The following is a 16,468-nucleotide window of genomic DNA, read 5'->3' on the forward strand; positions in this document are numbered from 1 at the left end:
CCCATCATGAAACGCATCCTCATAGCTATCGCCCTGATTACAAGCACTGCAATCGCTCTTGCTGCTCCACTGAACGACCTGAAAGAAGGGCAGACTGGCCGCATCGAATTTTTTTCGACCACTCCAGAACATCGGCATGCCCTTGTGAACGGGCGCTTGGGGCCTGCATTAACGGTGACTGGTGACTTGCTGATGCCTACTATTCAAACGGAAGGGAAAATTCCCGCTGTGGTGTTTGCTCATGGAAGCGAGGGAGCTGCACCTAGATACTACGATTTCTGGGCAAGGGAATTGAATAAAGCTGGAATCGCAGTCCTGATTGTCGATAGCTTCAAGCCCCGGAACCTAGACCGAACAACTGGGAGTACTCAGTTGACGTACAACATCACGGGCAACATGAGTGACAACGTTCATGCTCTCAAGCTGTTGGCAACCCACCCAAAGATTGATGCAGCACGCATATTTTCGATGGGCTGGTCAATGGGGGCAACTGTTGTGCAAGACACGGCATTTCCGTCATATGCAAAACCAATACTCGGAACTACAAATGTCAAATGGGCTGGATCAATTGCACTTTACGGGGGGTGCAACATAACCCGACGCGTGGATCACAACGGTACGAATCAATCCCCGCTTTTTCTGCTACTTGCTGAACTAGACGACAACACACCTGCTGCGAATTGCGTGACCTATGCGAAGCGTTTGGTCGCAGCGGGTAACAACGTGCTCTACAAGGTGTATGAGGGCGCTTACCATGACTGGGACACTGACTTTAATCACCGTGTCAACCATGGCATTTTTGCAGACTGCGACATCGAAGTGAAGATTACCCCGAACTCCGGGTATGGGACAGCAGTTGATTACAAGACTGGAAAGACTATCACCAACGGGACGGAAGAAGGTGCTGCTATCAGAAGCTGCCAGAAGATGAGTAGCGTGATCGTTCGGGGTAACTCCAAGATACGTGACCAAAGCCTTAGAGATGTGTTGGCTTTCATCAAATCTGCTTCTCAGGTGAGTCCTCAGCAGTCATCGATCGCAGCCCAAGCAGAATCAACCCACGACCAACGAACGTCGGAAATTTTGCGCGAGCTGGCAGGAACCAAAAAATGAAAACCACGATCTTTAACCTACTGACCAGCATCCTTCTTGTCTCTTGGCAGCCTCTAGGATTCGCCCAAAACAACCCACTCGCTGATGGCAATGCCGCTGCACCAGACGAATGGCTGCTGGTCAAGAAGGGTAATCCGTGGTGGTATGAAACTAAGCCAAGCCCTACGCCTTCGCAACTTCAAAAGCGCACACCCACGGCGGCAGAGCAAGCCATCATCGAAAGAGCGCGCGCGTTGGTGGCAAATCGTCCTGCCAAAGCGTTTGTTTTGATGGATGGTGACACGGTGCTGTACTCTGAGACAAAAGCGCCTGCAGACGTTGATTCCGTCTTCTTTGGCTTCTCGATGGGCAAGACAGTTACGGCTATGGCTGTTGGTCAGGCCATCTGCGCAGGAAAGTTCAAACTGGAAACCCGTGCCAGCGAAGTCGTACCCGAACTGAACAGCAAGGCGTTGGGTAATGCGACAGTGCGCGATTTGCTGCGTATGGCTTCCGGTGCGGCAGACCCTAACCCGGACAGTTCAGTCTGGACACCAGACCAGTTCAAGGAGTGGGGGCGCGGCAATCTGAATCTGGTCAATCTGGTGACAGAAGACCGAATTGCCAAAGCAGCACGGGGCGTATTCTCTGACTACAAACCGGGCGAAGTGACTTCATACAAAAGCACCGACCCGATTCTGTTGGGCATCATGGTTGGCCGAGCCACGGGCACACCGTGGAGCCAGTGGATTCAGGAGCAGATTTTGAATCCAATGGGTGCAGCTAAATCGGGGCTTTATGTGCAAGACCGTCAACAAAACGGGCTAGCCGACAGTGGTATGCGCTTGCGACTGGAAGACTGGATGCGATTCGCCGTATGGGTCAAGCGAAGTTCACGAGAACAAGGCTGTTTTGGTGACTATGTGCGGACTGCGCTGAGTACGCAAATAAGCAACGGCAGCAACCCCAGCACGCGCAAGATGGGCAAACTCTTTGCTGGTTATGGATATTTCACCTGGACTGAGAATTCAATAGCTCCAAATTCTGCTTGGGCTTCTGGCTGGGGTGGTCAGCGTATTGGCTGGAATACTGACCCTGCCAACAACCGGATGGTCATCACATTCAGTAACGTGGAAAGCTGGATGCCTGAGGTTTATGAGCTTGCCAAGGACTGGAACAGGCTGAGCCGCTGATGCGCCTCGGCTCTGCCTATGCGATTTGCGGAACCAATTCTGCAAGCCTCTTCCCCAAGCGGTTCCACGCATCACGCTTTTCCTCAGCATAGTCGTATGTCTGGTACGTCCGCACAAGCTTGCTGGGTTCAACATGGTTCAGCACACGCTCAATGATGGCTGGGGCGACATGCAGCGATTGCATGATAGTCGCACCCGTTCGCCGCAAGTCGTGTGGCACCCAATCTCCGTTGACCAGAAGTAGGGCATCTGAATTCTTGCTGCGATTTTTCATAGGCTTTCGACCAATTGCTGCCATCTGACGATCACGAACCTGCTTGGTTGTTGACTTCATGCAGACATGGGTGGTGCCGGTAGAGTCTGGGAAACACCACTTCTTGCTGGATGCAATCGCTTTGAGTTCTTGGAATTTTTGAAGCGCAAATGGCGACAAATAAATGGTGTGAGCTTTGCGATTTTTTGAGTGTTCTTTTGGAATCACCCATTCACTAGCATCAAAGTTGACGTGTTCCCATCGTGCTTGTATGACCTCGCCAATGCGACAGCAGCATGACAGCATCAACCACATGGCAATTTGTGTTTTCGGCATCAGGCCAGATGCTGGTAGTTTTCTAGCAAGTTCGCGAATTTCGTGCTCGTTAAGAGCACGGTTCCTTTCTGCTCCCTCGTATTCTTTGGGAAGTATCTTGTCTTCCTTCAGGTTAATTTCTTCGGTGGGGTTTTCAATCAAGTTCTTCCAGGCACGTTTGCGTGCCGCCCACCGAAACATTTGCTTCAAGTCAGCGAACAGCGTGACCGATGCACGGTAAGAACCCCGCTTAACAACATCGCGCAACATCTTTTCGATATGTTCAGGTTGAACGTTGCTCAACTTCAGATCGCCAGCAATAGGCAATACGTCACGGGTAAACGACCGTCGCAGTTCTTTTCCTCCGTCTTTGCGGTCAACAGTTTTTACCCAGTCCTCAAACAGGTCAGACAGTGTTTTCGATTGCGCGACTTCAATTTCTTGCCGCTCAATTTCGGCCTGTCGCTCGTTGTCAAGTTTGATTTGAATGTCGATGCCCTTGCGTGCCAGTGCGCGAACGTGTGTGGCTTCTTCGCGTGCTTCTTTGAGGCCGATCCGTCCGTCACCATCGCCATACAGTTCCGGCAGGCGGTACTGGCGCTCTTTGCCGTCAAACATGTAACGCACCAGCCAAGTCTTGACCCCATCGACGGCCACACGCAGTTGCAGCCCGTCGCCGTCCATCAATTTGTACGGCTTGTCTTTGGGCTTGGCGTTTTCAATTTGCTTTACAGTCAGGTTACCCATAGCGTCATCCAAGTGGTAGTGAAGTTTGCCTCCGTGTCCGAACCGTGTCCGAATAAGTGGTGGCTTTTCATGGATTATGCTAGGTTTTGCTGGATGATTAAATTCCCTAAGTTGTTGATTTTATTGAAAACATGGATGTTGCTGGATGTCGCTGGAATTCAAAGAAGTACACTACGAACCAAGGGGTCGTGGGTTCGAATCCTGCCAGCCGCACCAGTATTTAAAGCCCTGCAAATCAGTGATTTGCAGGGCTTTTGTACGTCTGGGCCTTAAACCGCCTTTTGGCCTGCGTGGGGTTTGCGCGGATTTCGGCAATCGCCTCGTCTCTCAAGGTGACTTAAAGCTCATCTTATTGCCCACAGGATGACGTTCATTCAGGACGCTATGAACAAGAGTAGCCAACCACTAAGCCTCGAAAGCGACGTGGGCCAGTCCTTTGCTGTCGATCAAGACTGCAGTGCCAGTGTCAAAGAACACCGGAAGGAGCAGCATTCAATGCTGGCCGGTTCTTTGTGGCGAATGATGCGGTGTTTGATCACCATTTCCGCACTCCCTTTTGTATTCACCGCATGCTCAGAAGCCACAGACGTGAACATCAAGCACGGCTTTTACGTGCTTGACACCGGTTACTCAAGTGACGTGCAGCCCCCTGAGGCGAAGTACTCCCACTGCGATTACACCCTTCTCGACTCGCGCCACGTCGCGCGCTGTGGCTTCTCCTTTGGACGCCACGAACTGGAGCAAGTTGGATACTGGGAGCTTGAGAAGAAAGGCGAGAAGGTCGCTGTCTACGCCATGAACGGCGAGGCTCAGGCCGCACTCGCAAAACTCACCGCTCCGGGATCGTTGAGCGTTGACGCCTATCCAGACGCGTTCCATTCGGGCGCAGATCGCCCTCCTCTTGACATTTCAAGAGTCGACCAAGCCCTCAAATAGGCAGCGAGCCGTAAGCTACCAGCCATAAGCTGGCGGCAAATTATCACGATTGCGGTGGTCCAACCATGGGCCAATCGGCTCATGGCGCGAAGGCGTTTACCTTGCCAACATGCTGCGATATCTGCATCTGCGCGAAGGGAAGTTTTCATGCCGCATACCACTCATGCATTCGTCGCGCCACTGCGCCAGTTGCTCGCCGGCGCGCTGATCTGGGCCGCCTCCAGCGCCGGCGCCTGGGCAGCAGTCGTCAGCTACGACATCCTGCTGGACACCGACAACAACTCGGCAACTGGCTGCACCGTAGCCACTGCCAGAGGAAACTTTGCCGGTGTCGAAAGGGTGCTGACGACCAACGTGAATGTCACGCCCACGAGCTCCACCGTCACTGGCGTCACCGTGCAATCTTGCGAGAGCGGTGCACTGGGCGCCCTCAGGACCATCTCCACCGACTCGTGGCCCGTAGGCTCCTTCGCCCTTCCACAGACTGACCCGGTGGAGGTGGTCGAAACCTTTCTGCCGCTAGCGGAGCTGGGCCAGACAAGCACCACCGTGCGCGCAGGTATCGTCGCGCGCACGCCCGATGGCGGCGATGCCTTGCTGGGCGCCGATCTCACCATTCGCCGAGCCGCGGCGCCCCCCGGCGTGGCGGCAGTCCCCACGCTTTCCCCCCTGGTGCTGGCGCTGCTGGCCGCAGGTATTGGCTTGGGAGGCGCCTGGCTAGCCCGGCGCCACCAAGCCTCCATGATGGTGCTGGGCATTTGTGTATTGATGGGCGCCTCTGGTATGGCTTGGGCGGCCACCATGCTGATGGATGGGCAGACAAGCGACTGGTCGAGTGCGCAGCAGCGCCTGAGAGGTGATGGCCAAAACAAGAACCTGGTCGGCCTGTGGTTTGACCATGATGCGCAGAAAGCGTATTTCCGAATCGATGCCTGCCAGCGCAGTGAATGACGTGCGCGGACAGGTAAAGCAGGCAGCAGCAGGTGCGCCCATGGAGTACGTCACAATCAATGGCAACTGGATCATCAAGGTGGATCACGCCACGATCAACGTGACCCGCAACACGCTTTGCCAAGCGTCCACCTTGCAATCTTGGGACCTTCGCCACGAAAACCTCAATGCCAAGCACCTCAAGAACTGGTGGGGTGACCGTCGCTCCCTGATCCTCGACGATGGCACCAAGATCACGATGCACGCAGATAGTGTTCATACAAAGGTCCACAAAATGAGCATCTACGATGGCCAGATCAGCATTGAGTTCGACAATGACAACAACACCGTGCTGCACCAGTCGATAGACCCGGCAGTGGCACAACTGCGCGAGGAGGCAGAAGCCGACGGTGAGACGGGCTATGTGGAGTTCGTACCAGACAACTCGCCCGGTGCGACCGGCTACGTTTACTTCAGGAACATCTATACCCAAACCAACCCCGGCCCAGCGCCGCAGTGCTTGGTGATGCCGGTCGATGCATCTTGTGTCAATGAGCCCTTAAGCACGACCGGGGATCTCTTTCAGTATCCCAAACAGGTCAACGACCTCGTCGACGATCCTCGCCTGATTCATACTTGATGCCTTGCCTGACGTGAAGCGTTGCTGACAAGAAACCCGTGCAAGCTCATGCACGGGGTGCGTTGCAGCAAGGTCGACAGGTTCCAGGCCGGGCTGTTCACGAACAGGTGGCGTGCGGTCACTCCGCTCTCATTTCGCTCTACTTGCGCTGAGTGCACCCCGGCCAGCATTGTGCAAATTTCAACGCTCAGACTGAAATCGAGGGTGCCTATCTCAAGTGCTAAAGCCCGGAGCTTCTCAAATCGTCCAAGGATCAAGACCTGCCCGTGCTGTGGATCAATCGCTTTGATGCGGGTACCCGCCAATGGGGTGAGCCTGCCATGCTGAATGTGACAGGTGGCGAAGACCGGCGTTTCGTCAAATCGTTGAGCTCCCAAGGATCATCCAGCTTCTCGGTTTCCATGGCGATGGGCATAGACGAGCGCCCCGTGGCCTTAATAACAGAAGCAATCTTGCCCGGTTGGATCGGCGCGTGGTCGCGCTCGTGGGTAACACGAAGCCTTGCGAGCAGCGACGAGCGAGCGTAGAACCAACGCAGGGGTCTTGGAAAGTCAGCGGCCTCGCATGTGCCTTGACTGATCTGCAAGCCCCCATGACGGTGACAGCTCAGTTTGCCATCGCAAGCGCCATACCCGTGCCTAGCCTGAAAGAAGGGACGCTGGCGCTGCTGGGCTTGCTGGCGGGAGTTCTAGGACTTTGGCGTTTGCGCCGCCGTGGCAACGCGATGTGACGAATTCGGTTTCCGCAAGCCCAGCATGTGGCACCTGCGGAATCGGTCCAAGTCCGACAGGCGCCTGGTTGCTTTCTGCTGAATCAGCTCTTTCTTGAAACTAGCGCTTTCGTAGCGCCGCCACGCCCAGAAGAACCGACAGTAGCGCCAGCGCCCAAGGGGCATCCGCGGGCACCGGGACAGGCGCAGGGGCCACAGGGGGTTCAGGGGGCTCTGGCGCGGCTGCTACCGTGATCGTCAGCGCGCTACTCTGTGAACCGGATGTATTGCCATTACTAGGTGTGTAGCTCGCCTGCACCGTAGCCGTGCCCTGTGGCAACTGGTTCGAGGTACAACTGGCTTGTCCGTTCAACACCACGACACCAGTGCACAGTGGCTGCGCTCCGTTGAAAAAATCCACCGAACCAACGGCGCCAGCGGGCACGGTGACCTGGGCGAGCAAGCTCACGCTTTGGCCCTGAGTGGGCGTGGTGGATGAGGCCGACAAACTCGTACTGGTGGCCGCAGGGTTGATCAACAAGGTCACAAGCGTTGGCGCAGTGCTGGCACCGTTGGCGTCCGTGACGGTCAACATCGAGCTGTAGTTGCCCGCCGCCTGCGTGGCAGGGGCCGTGAGCACGCCTGCTGCGAAATTGAAGCCCGCAGGCAGGCTACTCAAGCTGTAGCTGAACGGCCCCGTGCCGCCATTGAGCGTGTACGAAACGATCTGGTTGTAGGCCGTGCCATAGGTCCCATCAGGCAAACTTACGGATATGGTGAAGGCAGAGAACCTGGCCTCCACGCTCTTAGCGGTATCCATGGTAACCACGCAGGTGGGGGTTGTACCGCTGCAAACGCCGCCCCAGTCTGTGAAGGCGTTGCCGATATCGGGCGTGGCGGTGAGCGTGGTTTGTGCTGGCGTAGGGCTGACTTCGCCGAAGGGATAGCTGGCCTGGCACGAGCCGCCGCTCGCCCGGCACTGGTTAACGCCACCAGATGCTGGCACGGGCGCGGCCGCCGCTGATACGCCACCAGCGCCCACCACCGTGGCCGTCAACACCGCTTCTGCACGGCGCTCCACCGCACCTATGTCGCAGCTTCCGCCCTGAGGCCGCACCACACCGCGCTGGTCGGTAGCGGTGCTGCTGGCGATATCACCGCAAAGACCGGTATTGCTCGCAAAATCAACTGCCGGGCTGGTCGCCGCCGGGATCATGGTCGCGGTAGCGCCGCCATTGTTCTGCAGCGGGCCTAGCTGCGGATCGCCCTGGCTCAGGTTAGTGCAGGTAACAGTCGAAAAACAACCGCCTTGGACGATGCTGTTGGATACCGTGGCCGTACCGCTGCTGCGACGCAAATCACCACCGGTATTGCCCCACAAAATAACTTGATCCAGGAGGGCGTCACCATTGAAAAACACCGCACTCCTGATCGAGGCCTGGGTCGCAGTATTGCCGCTGATCGTGCTTTGGCGCAGCGTGGCACCGCCGCCTGCGGTAATCACCACCGCACTGCCCCAGGCGGCGGTATTGCCCGATATGGTTAGTTGCGCCAGGCTGGCGGCGCTATTGTTCAGGTAAATGGCCGCCCCACCTCCCCCGCCAAGATTCAAGGGAGCGCTGGCCAGGTTGCCACTGAACAGGCTGCCGGTGAGAACTGGGCTGGCGCTGCCATCTTGTCCATCTATATATATGGCGCCGCCAAGGTTTGCTCGGTTTCCGCTAAACCATAAACGGCTGAGCACCGGGCTGCAGTTCGAGCCGCTACCTCGTCCGTTGCAATACAGGCCACCGCCAACTGTGCGGTTGTAGACAGGGTAGTTGCGCCCCACGCCGCCGGTGATCACCACACCATCCAGAACGGTATCGTTGCCGATAGGCCCTGCGCTGGTGGTACCGTCCATCAGCACGACCTGTCCGGTGTTTGTTCCTACGAGGTTGGGCGTGGCGACCAGTGAAATGCCGTCGGCATCCACGATATCGTTGTTATCTATATCTCCTGACAACACGGTGCGGTGCACGGAAGGGTCGGCATCACCGCGATCGGCCGCGCCGCTCGCAAAACCGCCATACACCTGCTGGCCAGGGCGGATGGAGAAGGCCACGCCGGGCGTGCCCGCAGCGCTTGGCTTGTATAGGCCTTTGGCCACCCAGATTTCGCTGCAATTGGTATCGCCCAGAGCGCTTTGCAGATTGGTGTAGGCATCGGTCCAACTGCCGCCAGTATTGCTACCCGTCGCCGCGTGGTTGACATAACACTGCGCGGCGCTGGCGCTCGCCATGCCTAGCAGCAACACAGCAGCTACGCCCATGCGAGCGAGATGGATGAAGCTGGCACTAGTGAGCCTGACGGCGATGTTCAATGACATGATCTGCTACTCCCATCAATTTGTCGTTTTGAAAGCAGAGTCATAAAGCCTGGCGCTCGCAGGACAAGCGGACTACTCGAATGTCATTTTTACCTGCGTCAAAGCGCTGCACCGGCAAAATGGATAGGTGCTACAGCCCCATGATGTGAGGCCTGATGCCTCTGGTTTATTAGATCGCACAGCCAGCGACTTGTCTGTAGCCCACACGGGCTACAAAAGCCAAAAAAACTTGGGCTTAGCTCGGGGACTTCGTAAGCCTTATCGGAGAAAACCCTGGTAGGGCTTGGCTACAACAACCGCTTGCGATTGCTTCATACTCCCTGAGAATTGCAAGCTAGCGTCCAGTTGCCGCGCTCACACGAAATCCATGATGAATCGTTTAAACCTCAGCCACGACGTCGGCACCACCGACACCCCTCTTATCGAAATCCCCATCGGTCAGCATTTCGAAATGATGGCGGCTCGCTTTCCTGAACGCGAAGCGCTGGTGTCGCGCCATCAAGGCGTTCGCCTCACCTACGCAGAACTTGATCGCGAGGCGAATCGCCTGGCCAGTGCGTTGATTCGTGCAGATCTGCGCAAAGGTGACCGTGTAGGTATCTGGGCGCACAACAGCAGTGAATGGCTGCTCATGCAGATCGCTACCGCGAAGGCCGGTATCGTGCTGGTGAACATCAATCCAGCCTACCGCGTGACCGAGCTCGAATACGCGCTCAACAAGGTCGGCTGCAAGATGCTCGTCACGATGACGGCCTACAAGACCAGTGACTATCTGGCCATAGTCAATGAGCTCACACCCGAGCTGGCGAGCGCCCTCCCCGGCCAACTCTCCGCAGCCAAGGCCCCCTTGCTCAAAACCGTGGTGCAACTGGGCCAGACGCCGGTGCCCGGCATGCTGAGCTTCGCTGATCTGCTTTCAACCGGTGACCCCGCAGATCCAGGGATTGCAAAGGTGGGCGCCACGCTTGATGCCAATGAACCCATCAACATCCAGTTCACCAGCGGCACCACCGGTTTCCCCAAAGGGGCCACGCTCACCCACCGGAACATCCTGAACAACGGTTTCTTCATCGGCGAATGCATGAAGCTCACCGAACACGACAGGCTATGCATCCCCGTGCCGCTGTACCACTGCTTCGGTATGGTGCTGGGCAATCTGGCCTGCCTCACGCACGGCGCCACCATCGTCTACCCGAACGATGGGTTCGATCCACTCACCGTGCTGGAGACCGTGCAGGAAGAAAAATGCACCGGCTTGCACGGCGTACCCACGATGTTCATCGCGGAGTTGGCACACCCACGCTTTAAGGAGTTCGATCTCTCCAGTCTGCGAACCGGCATCATGGCTGGCTCGCCCTGCCCGATTGAAGTGATGAAGCAAGTGGTTGAGCTCATGCATATGGATGAAGTCACCATCGCCTACGGCATGACGGAGACCAGCCCCGTCAGCTGCCAAAGCACTACACAGACGCCTCTGGAAAAGCGTGTTTCCACCGTTGGCCTGGTTCAGCCCCACCTGGAGATCAAGGTGATCGATCCTGCAAATGGCAGCATCGTGGCCCCGGGTGAAACTGGGGAACTCTGCACCAAGGGCTACTCGGTGACGCAGGGCTACTGGGGCGACGCTGAGAAAACGAACGAGGCCATTGATGCCGATGGTTGGATGCATACAGGCGATCTCGCCACCATGGATGCACAAGGCTATGTGAACATAGTGGGGCGCATCAAGGATATGGTGATCCGCGGAGGAGAAAACATCTATCCCCGGGAGATAGAAGAGTTTCTGTACAAACACCCGGCCATTTCGGATGCTCAGGTTATCGGCGTGCCTGACAGCAAGTACGGAGAAGAGCTTTGCGCCTGGATCATTCTCAAGAGCGGGCAGCAAGCCACTACAGAGGAAATCCGCGCATTCTGCCAAGGCAAGATCGCGCACTACAAAGTACCGCGCTATATCCGCTTCGTTGACTCATTTCCGATGACGATTACCGGCAAGATCCAGAAGTTCGTGATGCGCGATCTCACGAAGCACGAACTCAATCTACAGGAAAACCGAACTGCCTGAACGAGTGTGCACCAGCGCGGCTATCTACCGCTCTGACTCAGGGCGTTGCTGACCAAGCGTGAGGTAATGTCCACAATCTGGATCATCTTGTCGTAAGGCATGCGAGTGGGACCAATGACACCTAAGGTGCCCACGATCTGCCCGTTGACTTCATAAGTAGCGCTGACCACTGAGAGATCTTCAACCGGCACCGTCTGGCTTTCGCCACCAATGAAGATTCGCACGCCTTCGGCCTGGCTGGAGACATCGAGCAAACGCATCAACTGAGTTTTTTGCTCGAACAGATCGAACGCCCTGCGCAGTTGGCCCATATCACTGGAAAAATCGCTCACCGCCAGCAAATTCCGCTCGCCAGAGATGATCACTTCATCTTGCGCTTCGCTCATGGCTTCAGAGCCCGCCTGTACCGCAGCCTGCATCAGGCCCCCTATCTCACCGCGCAACTTGTCCACATCCTGGCGAAGGCGAGCACGCACCTGCTCGATGGCCATGCCAGAAAAATTGGCGTTGAGGTAATTGGAGGCTTCTATAAGCTCCGATGCAGAAAATTCGGCCTCAGTAAAGAGCACGCGGTTCTGAACGTCGCCTTCAGGCGACACGATGATCAGCAAAAGACGCCGCTCAGACAAACGCAGGAATTCAATGTGCTTGAACACCGAACTGCGGCGCGGCGCCATGACCACGCCCACGAACTGCGAAAGGTTGGAAAGCAAATTCGCCGCGCTGGCAATCACTTTTTGCGGTTGGTCGGCAGGCAGCAGAGGCGCTGTCAACTCCTCACGCTGCGCGGTCAGCATGGTGTCCACGAACAAGCGGTAGCCTCGGGCCGTGGGCACTCGGCCCGCCGAGGTATGGGGGCTGGTGATAAGCCCCAGCTCCTCCAGATCCGCCATGACATTGCGGATGGTCGCAGGAGACAATTCAAGCCCCGGGGCGCGAGAAAGCGTGCGCGAGCCGATGGGCTGCCCATCGGCGATATAACGCTCGATCAGCATCTTCAGCAACAGGCGCGAACGATCATCAAGCATCGAATCTAAAACTCATTGAACCAAACAGTGCAAGCACGAAACAAACATTTGCGCAGAGGCATGACGCTCGATCGCCCATGCGAAGCCTCTGAAACTTGACAAGAAAGCCCGGAAGCAGGGTAGATGCGGCTTTCAGGTTCAAATCATTATGATGTAATTTGCCGATGCACCCCACTTTTCAGCGCGTCGCCCTCGTGGGCAAGTACCACGAATCGGTCTCAGGCGCCATTGTTGAATCGGCACGCGCCGTCATTTCCGACATAGCCAGCTTCCTGAGCAGCCAGAGTTGCGAGGTCGTGCTGGAAAAAAGCACAGCCGAAAACACCGGCCTTACTGAATTTCGCGCGCTCGACGTCACAGAAATCGGAGAGCAATGCGATCTTTGCGTGGTAGTGGGAGGTGATGGCACCATGCTCGGCATTGGTCGCCAGCTGGCTCGCTACGGTACCCCCCTCATTGGCATCAACCAGGGGCGCTTGGGTTTCATCACGGACATCTCACTTGAACACTACCGCGAAGTATTGCCACGCATGCTCGCCGGCGAATTCGAAGAGGACCACCGCAGCCTCATGCTGGGCAAAGTGATGCGTGAAGGCCAGTGCGTCTTTGAAGCCCATGCCATGAATGACGTGGTGGTCAATCGCGGGGCGGCATCAGGTATGGTGGAGTTGCGAGTGGAGGTCGATGGCCATTTCGTGGCCAACCATCGCGCAGACGGCATCATCGTGGCGACACCCACAGGCTCTACGGCCTATTCACTCTCTGCCGGTGGCCCTCTCCTACACCCCTTGGTGCCTGCGTGGGCCTTGGTACCCATTGCCCCACACACGCTGTCGAACAGGCCTATCGTTCTGCCAGACCCCGTGGAGGTGGCCATCGAAATCGTCGCCGGGCGGGACGCCAGTGCCACCTTCGATATGCAATCGATGACATCCCTTCACCATGGGGATCGCATCCTGGTGCGCCGCTCAGAATTTCGGGCACGCTTTTTGCACCCCAAGGGCTGGAGCTATTTTGACACCCTGCGGCAGAAGCTGCACTGGAACGAGGGTGGCGCATGAACCACACTTATGTTCGCGTTCTTATTACCGTACTCGTAATTCATGACAATCAACCCACCACCGTTCACGCTGCCCGAACGGGTATTTTTCATGGTTAATGAAAGTCTCAGTAGGACACCGACAACCCCCCTCGCGGTGAACAGCGCGAAGTCACTCTCACTATGGCGTTAAGAAACCTCAGCCTGCGCGATTTCGTCATCGTGCCCAAATTGGAGCTGGAACTGGAGTCCGGATTCACGGGCCTCACGGGCGAAACCGGCGCAGGAAAATCTATATTGATCGACGCCTTGCAGCTGGTGCTGGGCGCCCGCGCAGACGCCTTGTGGATTCGCGAAGGCCAACCACGTTGTGAAATTGGCGCTGAATTCGATTGCCCTCCTGAGGCCCGTACATGGGTTGAAGAGCACGGTTTCGATAGCGATAGCGAAACCTTGCTTCTGCGCCGGGTCATCGATGCAGGCGGAAAAAGCCGTGCCTGGGTGAACGGTTCGCCCGCTACCGTGACGCAGCTGCGAGAGCTTGGCGAGCAATTGGTCGATATTCACGGCCAGCACGCCTGGCAAAGCCTGACACGCCCCACTTCGGTGCGCGCCCTGCTGGATGCATATGCCAGTGTCGACACCACTGCCCTTACTGCCGCGTGGCAAGCCTGGCGCAGCGCTGAGACAACCCTGACAGACGCACGGGCAGCGCAGCAAACGCTGGCGCAAGAACGCGAACGCCTGATGTGGCAACTAGGCGAGCTGGACAAGCTCTCACCTGGCGCCAACGAATGGGAAGAGCTCAATTCGCAACACAGCCGCCTTTCACACGCCCAGGCGCTGATTGATGCCGCACAAGCGGCTAGCGAAGCACTGGAATCAGATGAAGGCGGTGGTCTGCAGAGGCTTGCCGAAGCACAGCACACGCTTGATGAACTGCGCGGCATCGAACCCGAATTTCAATCAGTCTCTGATGTGCTGGATGCTTGCCTGGCCCAAGCGCGAGACGTGGTGCACAGCCTGCATGCCTACCTGCGCCGCGCCGAGCCAGATCCAACCCAGTTGGCTGCCCTCGACGAGCGTATGGGCCAATGGCTTTCGCTGGCACGCCGATACCGTCACCCGCCTGAGGAGTTGTCTCAGTTGCACGCTGGCTGGCGCACCGATCTTCAGCGCCTCGACGCCGCGGCTGATTTGGGGACACTCGAAGCCGCCTCTCAGCAGGCCCGCGCGACCTACCAGGCGCGCGCCGGCGAAGTATCCGCGCTGCGGCGCAAAGCCGGTCAACAACTGGCGCGCGAAGTCAGTTCGGCCATGCAGGAGCTGGGCATGCAGGGAGGCCGTTTCGAAGTGGCACTGGAGCCACTCGCAGAGCCTGCCTCACATGGCCTGGAAAGCATCGTATTCCTGGTCGCAGGACATGCCGGCGGCACGGCTCGCCCAGTAGATCGCGTCGCATCCGGCGGTGAATTGTCGCGCCTTGCGCTGGCGATCGCCGTCACCACAAGCCAGCTTGGCAGCGCTCCTACCCTGGTATTTGATGAGGTCGACAGTGGCGTGGGCGGAGCGGTGGCCGCCACAGTAGGGCGTTTGTTGCGCCGGCTTGGCCAAGACCGACAAGTGCTTTGTGTCACTCACTTGCCGCAGGTGGCAGCCTGCGCCGATCATCATTTGCTGGTGAGCAAGCAAGGTGATCAAGATGGGATCACCAGCACGGTGGGATCCGTAAATGGCGAACCCCGCGTAGATGAAATCGCCCGCATGCTGGGCGGTGAGCGCATCTCAGAAACCACACGCGCACATGCCCGTGAAATGCTGGCCGTCCCAGAAATGGTCTCACCCGCTCCCCCTGCACCAGCGCCCTCTGCCCGTCCAAGAAAGGTGCGCGCATGAACACGGAAGTGGTGGTCATCACGGGCATGTCAGGCTCCGGCAAGTCCATTGCCCTGCATGCCCTGGAAGATGCAGGCTACTACTGCGTAGATAACCTGCCGCCAGAATTGCTGGAGCCTTTCATCGCCTTGGAAGACGAGCGTAGTGCGCGCAAGATCGCCATTGCCATGGACATCCGCAGCGGCCGCTCCCTGCCCCAGTTGCCTCTATTGCTACATAGCCTGCGAGACCGGGGCGTGCAGTTGCGCCAGATTTTTCTGGATGCGAACGATCAGACACTCATCAGGCGTTTTTCAGAGACCCGCAGGCGCCATCCGTTATCGCAGCCGGGTGAAGCCGACGTGCAGCAGGCGCTCATGCAGGCCGTGGTACGAGAACGAGAACTGCTGGCCGATCTACGGGAGCGCTCACACCTGGTGGACACCAGCTTCCTGCGCCCGGCGCAATTGCTGGCTTTCATCAAGGAGCTGATTTCCGCTCCGGCGTCTAATTTGACACTGGTATTCGAATCCTTTGCGTTCAAACGCGGTATTACGCTGGATGCAGATTACGTTTTCGATGTGCGTATGCTGCCTAATCCGCACTACGAACCGGAGTTGCGCCCCCTGAACGGGCGCGATCAGCCCGTGATCGATTTTCTGCGGCAAAGGCCGGAGGTCTCGCTGATGCGTGAACAGATCGCGGCCTTTCTACGCACCTGGCTGCCCGCGCTGGCTAATGATCACCGCAGCTATGTGACGGTGGCTATTGGGTGTACTGGTGGGCAGCACCGCTCGGTGTATCTGGTTGAGCAACTGGCTGCGCAGTTCAGTGATGAATGGCTGACGCTTAGGCGGCATCGGGAATTGGCAGTGAGTTAAGAGGTCAAGGTCTTGCGTGGGGGTTTTTACTCCCTCTCCCCCTGGGAGAGGGTTGGGCGGGGCCGGCCAACCGGTGAGGGCAAGCGGCGGTTGATTAATCGCTGCCGGTGCTAATGGTCTTCTGCTCTTTTCTTTAGGTCGGAGGCCGGGAATTGCGCCCGGCGGCGCACCTACATTTCTTTGCTCGCCACCGGATGGCCGGCCCAAGCAATGTAGGCCAAAGAAAGGCGACCCCAAGTCCGTGTCCCTACGCTGCGCTCCGGGCACCCTCCGGTGCTCGGTCAAGGGGCGGTGCGGCAGAACTTATATGGACGCCTCCCGTGTGGCAAGCGAATTTTTGAAGTTTTGACTTGGCGGGTTCATTACGGTCTTATATCCGGCCTGGAAGCAATGCGGA

At 57.3% G+C, this 16,468-nt stretch carries 14 protein-coding genes; 11 read left to right on the forward strand and 3 right to left on the reverse strand.

Annotated elements, in window-relative coordinates; translation table 11 throughout:
- Positions 1 to 6 precede the first annotated feature (6 nt).
- Together G518_RS35955 and G518_RS0119325 are read left to right on the forward strand one after the other, a co-directional pair.
- On the forward strand, positions 7 to 1,113 hold the full coding sequence (locus G518_RS35955) for a dienelactone hydrolase family protein (protein ID WP_051237055.1): 1,107 nt from the start codon (positions 7 to 9) through the stop codon (positions 1,111 to 1,113).
- A complete protein-coding gene (locus G518_RS0119325; protein ID WP_051237057.1) occupies positions 1,110 to 2,285 on the forward strand; it encodes a serine hydrolase domain-containing protein in 1,176 nt (391 codons plus the stop codon). The genes G518_RS35955 and G518_RS0119325 overlap by 4 nt, the downstream gene beginning before the upstream one ends.
- 16 nt (positions 2,286 to 2,301) lie before the next feature.
- Here the strand turns inward: G518_RS0119325 and G518_RS0119330 are convergent, their stop codons facing one another.
- Positions 2,302 to 3,600, reverse strand: a complete 1,299-nt coding sequence (locus G518_RS0119330) for a tyrosine-type recombinase/integrase (protein WP_036595325.1) — start codon at positions 3,598 to 3,600, stop codon at positions 2,302 to 2,304.
- A gap of 588 nt (positions 3,601 to 4,188) precedes the next feature.
- Here G518_RS0119330 and G518_RS40075 point away from each other — a divergent pair.
- The 5 genes from G518_RS40075 (at position 4,189) to G518_RS40085 (ending at position 6,836) form a co-directional block, all read left to right on the forward strand.
- A complete protein-coding gene (locus G518_RS40075) occupies positions 4,189 to 4,536 on the forward strand; it encodes a hypothetical protein (RefSeq protein WP_156909467.1) in 348 nt (115 codons plus the stop codon).
- A 147-nt stretch (positions 4,537 to 4,683) separates the two neighbouring features.
- Positions 4,684 to 5,487 (forward strand): hypothetical protein, encoded by an 804-nt coding sequence (locus G518_RS0119340; RefSeq protein WP_028603950.1) that lies wholly within the window; start codon positions 4,684 to 4,686, stop codon positions 5,485 to 5,487.
- The gene (locus G518_RS0119345; protein WP_028603951.1) at positions 5,465 to 6,106 is read left to right on the forward strand and encodes a hypothetical protein; all 642 of its coding nucleotides are present in this window, start codon (positions 5,465 to 5,467) and stop codon (positions 6,104 to 6,106) included. The genes G518_RS0119340 and G518_RS0119345 overlap by 23 nt, the downstream gene beginning before the upstream one ends.
- A gap of 266 nt (positions 6,107 to 6,372) precedes the next feature.
- Complete coding sequence (locus G518_RS40080) at positions 6,373 to 6,633, forward strand: hypothetical protein (RefSeq protein ID WP_156909469.1); 261 nt, start codon at positions 6,373 to 6,375, stop codon at positions 6,631 to 6,633.
- A 65-nt stretch (positions 6,634 to 6,698) separates the two neighbouring features.
- The gene (locus G518_RS40085) at positions 6,699 to 6,836 is read left to right on the forward strand and encodes an IPTL-CTERM sorting domain-containing protein (RefSeq protein WP_156909470.1); all 138 of its coding nucleotides are present in this window, start codon (positions 6,699 to 6,701) and stop codon (positions 6,834 to 6,836) included.
- A 100-nt stretch (positions 6,837 to 6,936) separates the two neighbouring features.
- On the opposite strand, the gene G518_RS35960 is transcribed toward G518_RS40085, so the two are convergent.
- Positions 6,937 to 9,183, reverse strand: coding sequence for an Ig-like domain-containing protein (locus G518_RS35960; protein WP_051237059.1), 2,247 nt, complete (start codon positions 9,181 to 9,183; stop codon positions 6,937 to 6,939).
- Positions 9,184 to 9,553: 370 nt separating this feature from the next.
- Here G518_RS35960 and G518_RS0119365 point away from each other — a divergent pair, with 370 nt between their 5' ends.
- On the forward strand, positions 9,554 to 11,248 hold the full coding sequence (locus tag G518_RS0119365) for an AMP-binding protein (protein ID WP_028603953.1): 1,695 nt from the start codon (positions 9,554 to 9,556) through the stop codon (positions 11,246 to 11,248).
- A gap of 20 nt (positions 11,249 to 11,268) precedes the next feature.
- Here the strand turns inward: G518_RS0119365 and hrcA are convergent, their stop codons facing one another.
- Entirely contained in the window at positions 11,269 to 12,276 is a 1,008-nt protein-coding gene (gene hrcA, locus G518_RS0119370) for a heat-inducible transcriptional repressor HrcA (RefSeq protein WP_028603954.1), read from the reverse strand.
- Positions 12,277 to 12,440: 164 nt separating this feature from the next.
- Here hrcA and G518_RS0119375 point away from each other — a divergent pair, with 164 nt between their 5' ends.
- The 3 genes from G518_RS0119375 (at position 12,441) to rapZ (ending at position 16,071) form a co-directional block, all read left to right on the forward strand.
- Positions 12,441 to 13,337 (forward strand): NAD kinase, encoded by an 897-nt coding sequence (locus G518_RS0119375; RefSeq protein ID WP_028603955.1) that lies wholly within the window; start codon positions 12,441 to 12,443, stop codon positions 13,335 to 13,337.
- Between the two features lie 161 nt (positions 13,338 to 13,498).
- Positions 13,499 to 15,211 carry a DNA repair protein RecN gene (gene recN, locus G518_RS35965; protein ID WP_036595328.1) on the forward strand — a complete coding sequence of 571 codons (1,713 nt, stop codon included), beginning with the start codon at positions 13,499 to 13,501 and terminating at the stop codon, positions 15,209 to 15,211.
- On the forward strand, positions 15,208 to 16,071 hold the full coding sequence (gene rapZ, locus G518_RS0119385) for an RNase adapter RapZ (RefSeq protein ID WP_028603956.1): 864 nt from the start codon (positions 15,208 to 15,210) through the stop codon (positions 16,069 to 16,071). The genes recN and rapZ overlap by 4 nt, the downstream gene beginning before the upstream one ends.
- Positions 16,072 to 16,468: the final 397 nt, after the last annotated feature.

Origin of the sequence: Ottowia thiooxydans DSM 14619 (assembly GCF_000422885.1) — a bacterium.
GTDB lineage: Bacteria > Pseudomonadota > Gammaproteobacteria > Burkholderiales > Burkholderiaceae_C > Ottowia > Ottowia thiooxydans.

Coding starts and splice junctions, on each gene's coding strand:
- G518_RS35955 (WP_051237055.1), top strand. CDS start 7: ATGAAACGCATCCTCATAGCTATCGCCCTGATTACAAGCACTGCAATC.
- G518_RS0119325 (WP_051237057.1), top strand. CDS start 1,110: ATGAAAACCACGATCTTTAACCTACTGACCAGCATCCTTCTTGTCTCT.
- G518_RS0119330 (WP_036595325.1), bottom strand. CDS start 3,600: ATGGGTAACCTGACTGTAAAGCAAATTGAAAACGCCAAGCCCAAAGAC.
- G518_RS0119340 (WP_028603950.1), top strand. CDS start 4,684: ATGCCGCATACCACTCATGCATTCGTCGCGCCACTGCGCCAGTTGCTC.
- G518_RS0119345 (WP_028603951.1), top strand. CDS start 5,465: ATGCCTGCCAGCGCAGTGAATGACGTGCGCGGACAGGTAAAGCAGGCA.
- G518_RS40085 (WP_156909470.1), top strand. CDS start 6,699: ATGACGGTGACAGCTCAGTTTGCCATCGCAAGCGCCATACCCGTGCCT.
- G518_RS35960 (WP_051237059.1), bottom strand. CDS start 9,183: ATGTCATTGAACATCGCCGTCAGGCTCACTAGTGCCAGCTTCATCCAT.
- G518_RS0119365 (WP_028603953.1), top strand. CDS start 9,554: ATGAATCGTTTAAACCTCAGCCACGACGTCGGCACCACCGACACCCCT.
- hrcA (WP_028603954.1), bottom strand. CDS start 12,276: ATGCTTGATGATCGTTCGCGCCTGTTGCTGAAGATGCTGATCGAGCGT.
- G518_RS0119375 (WP_028603955.1), top strand. CDS start 12,441: ATGCACCCCACTTTTCAGCGCGTCGCCCTCGTGGGCAAGTACCACGAA.
- recN (WP_036595328.1), top strand. CDS start 13,499: ATGGCGTTAAGAAACCTCAGCCTGCGCGATTTCGTCATCGTGCCCAAA.
- rapZ (WP_028603956.1), top strand. CDS start 15,208: ATGAACACGGAAGTGGTGGTCATCACGGGCATGTCAGGCTCCGGCAAG.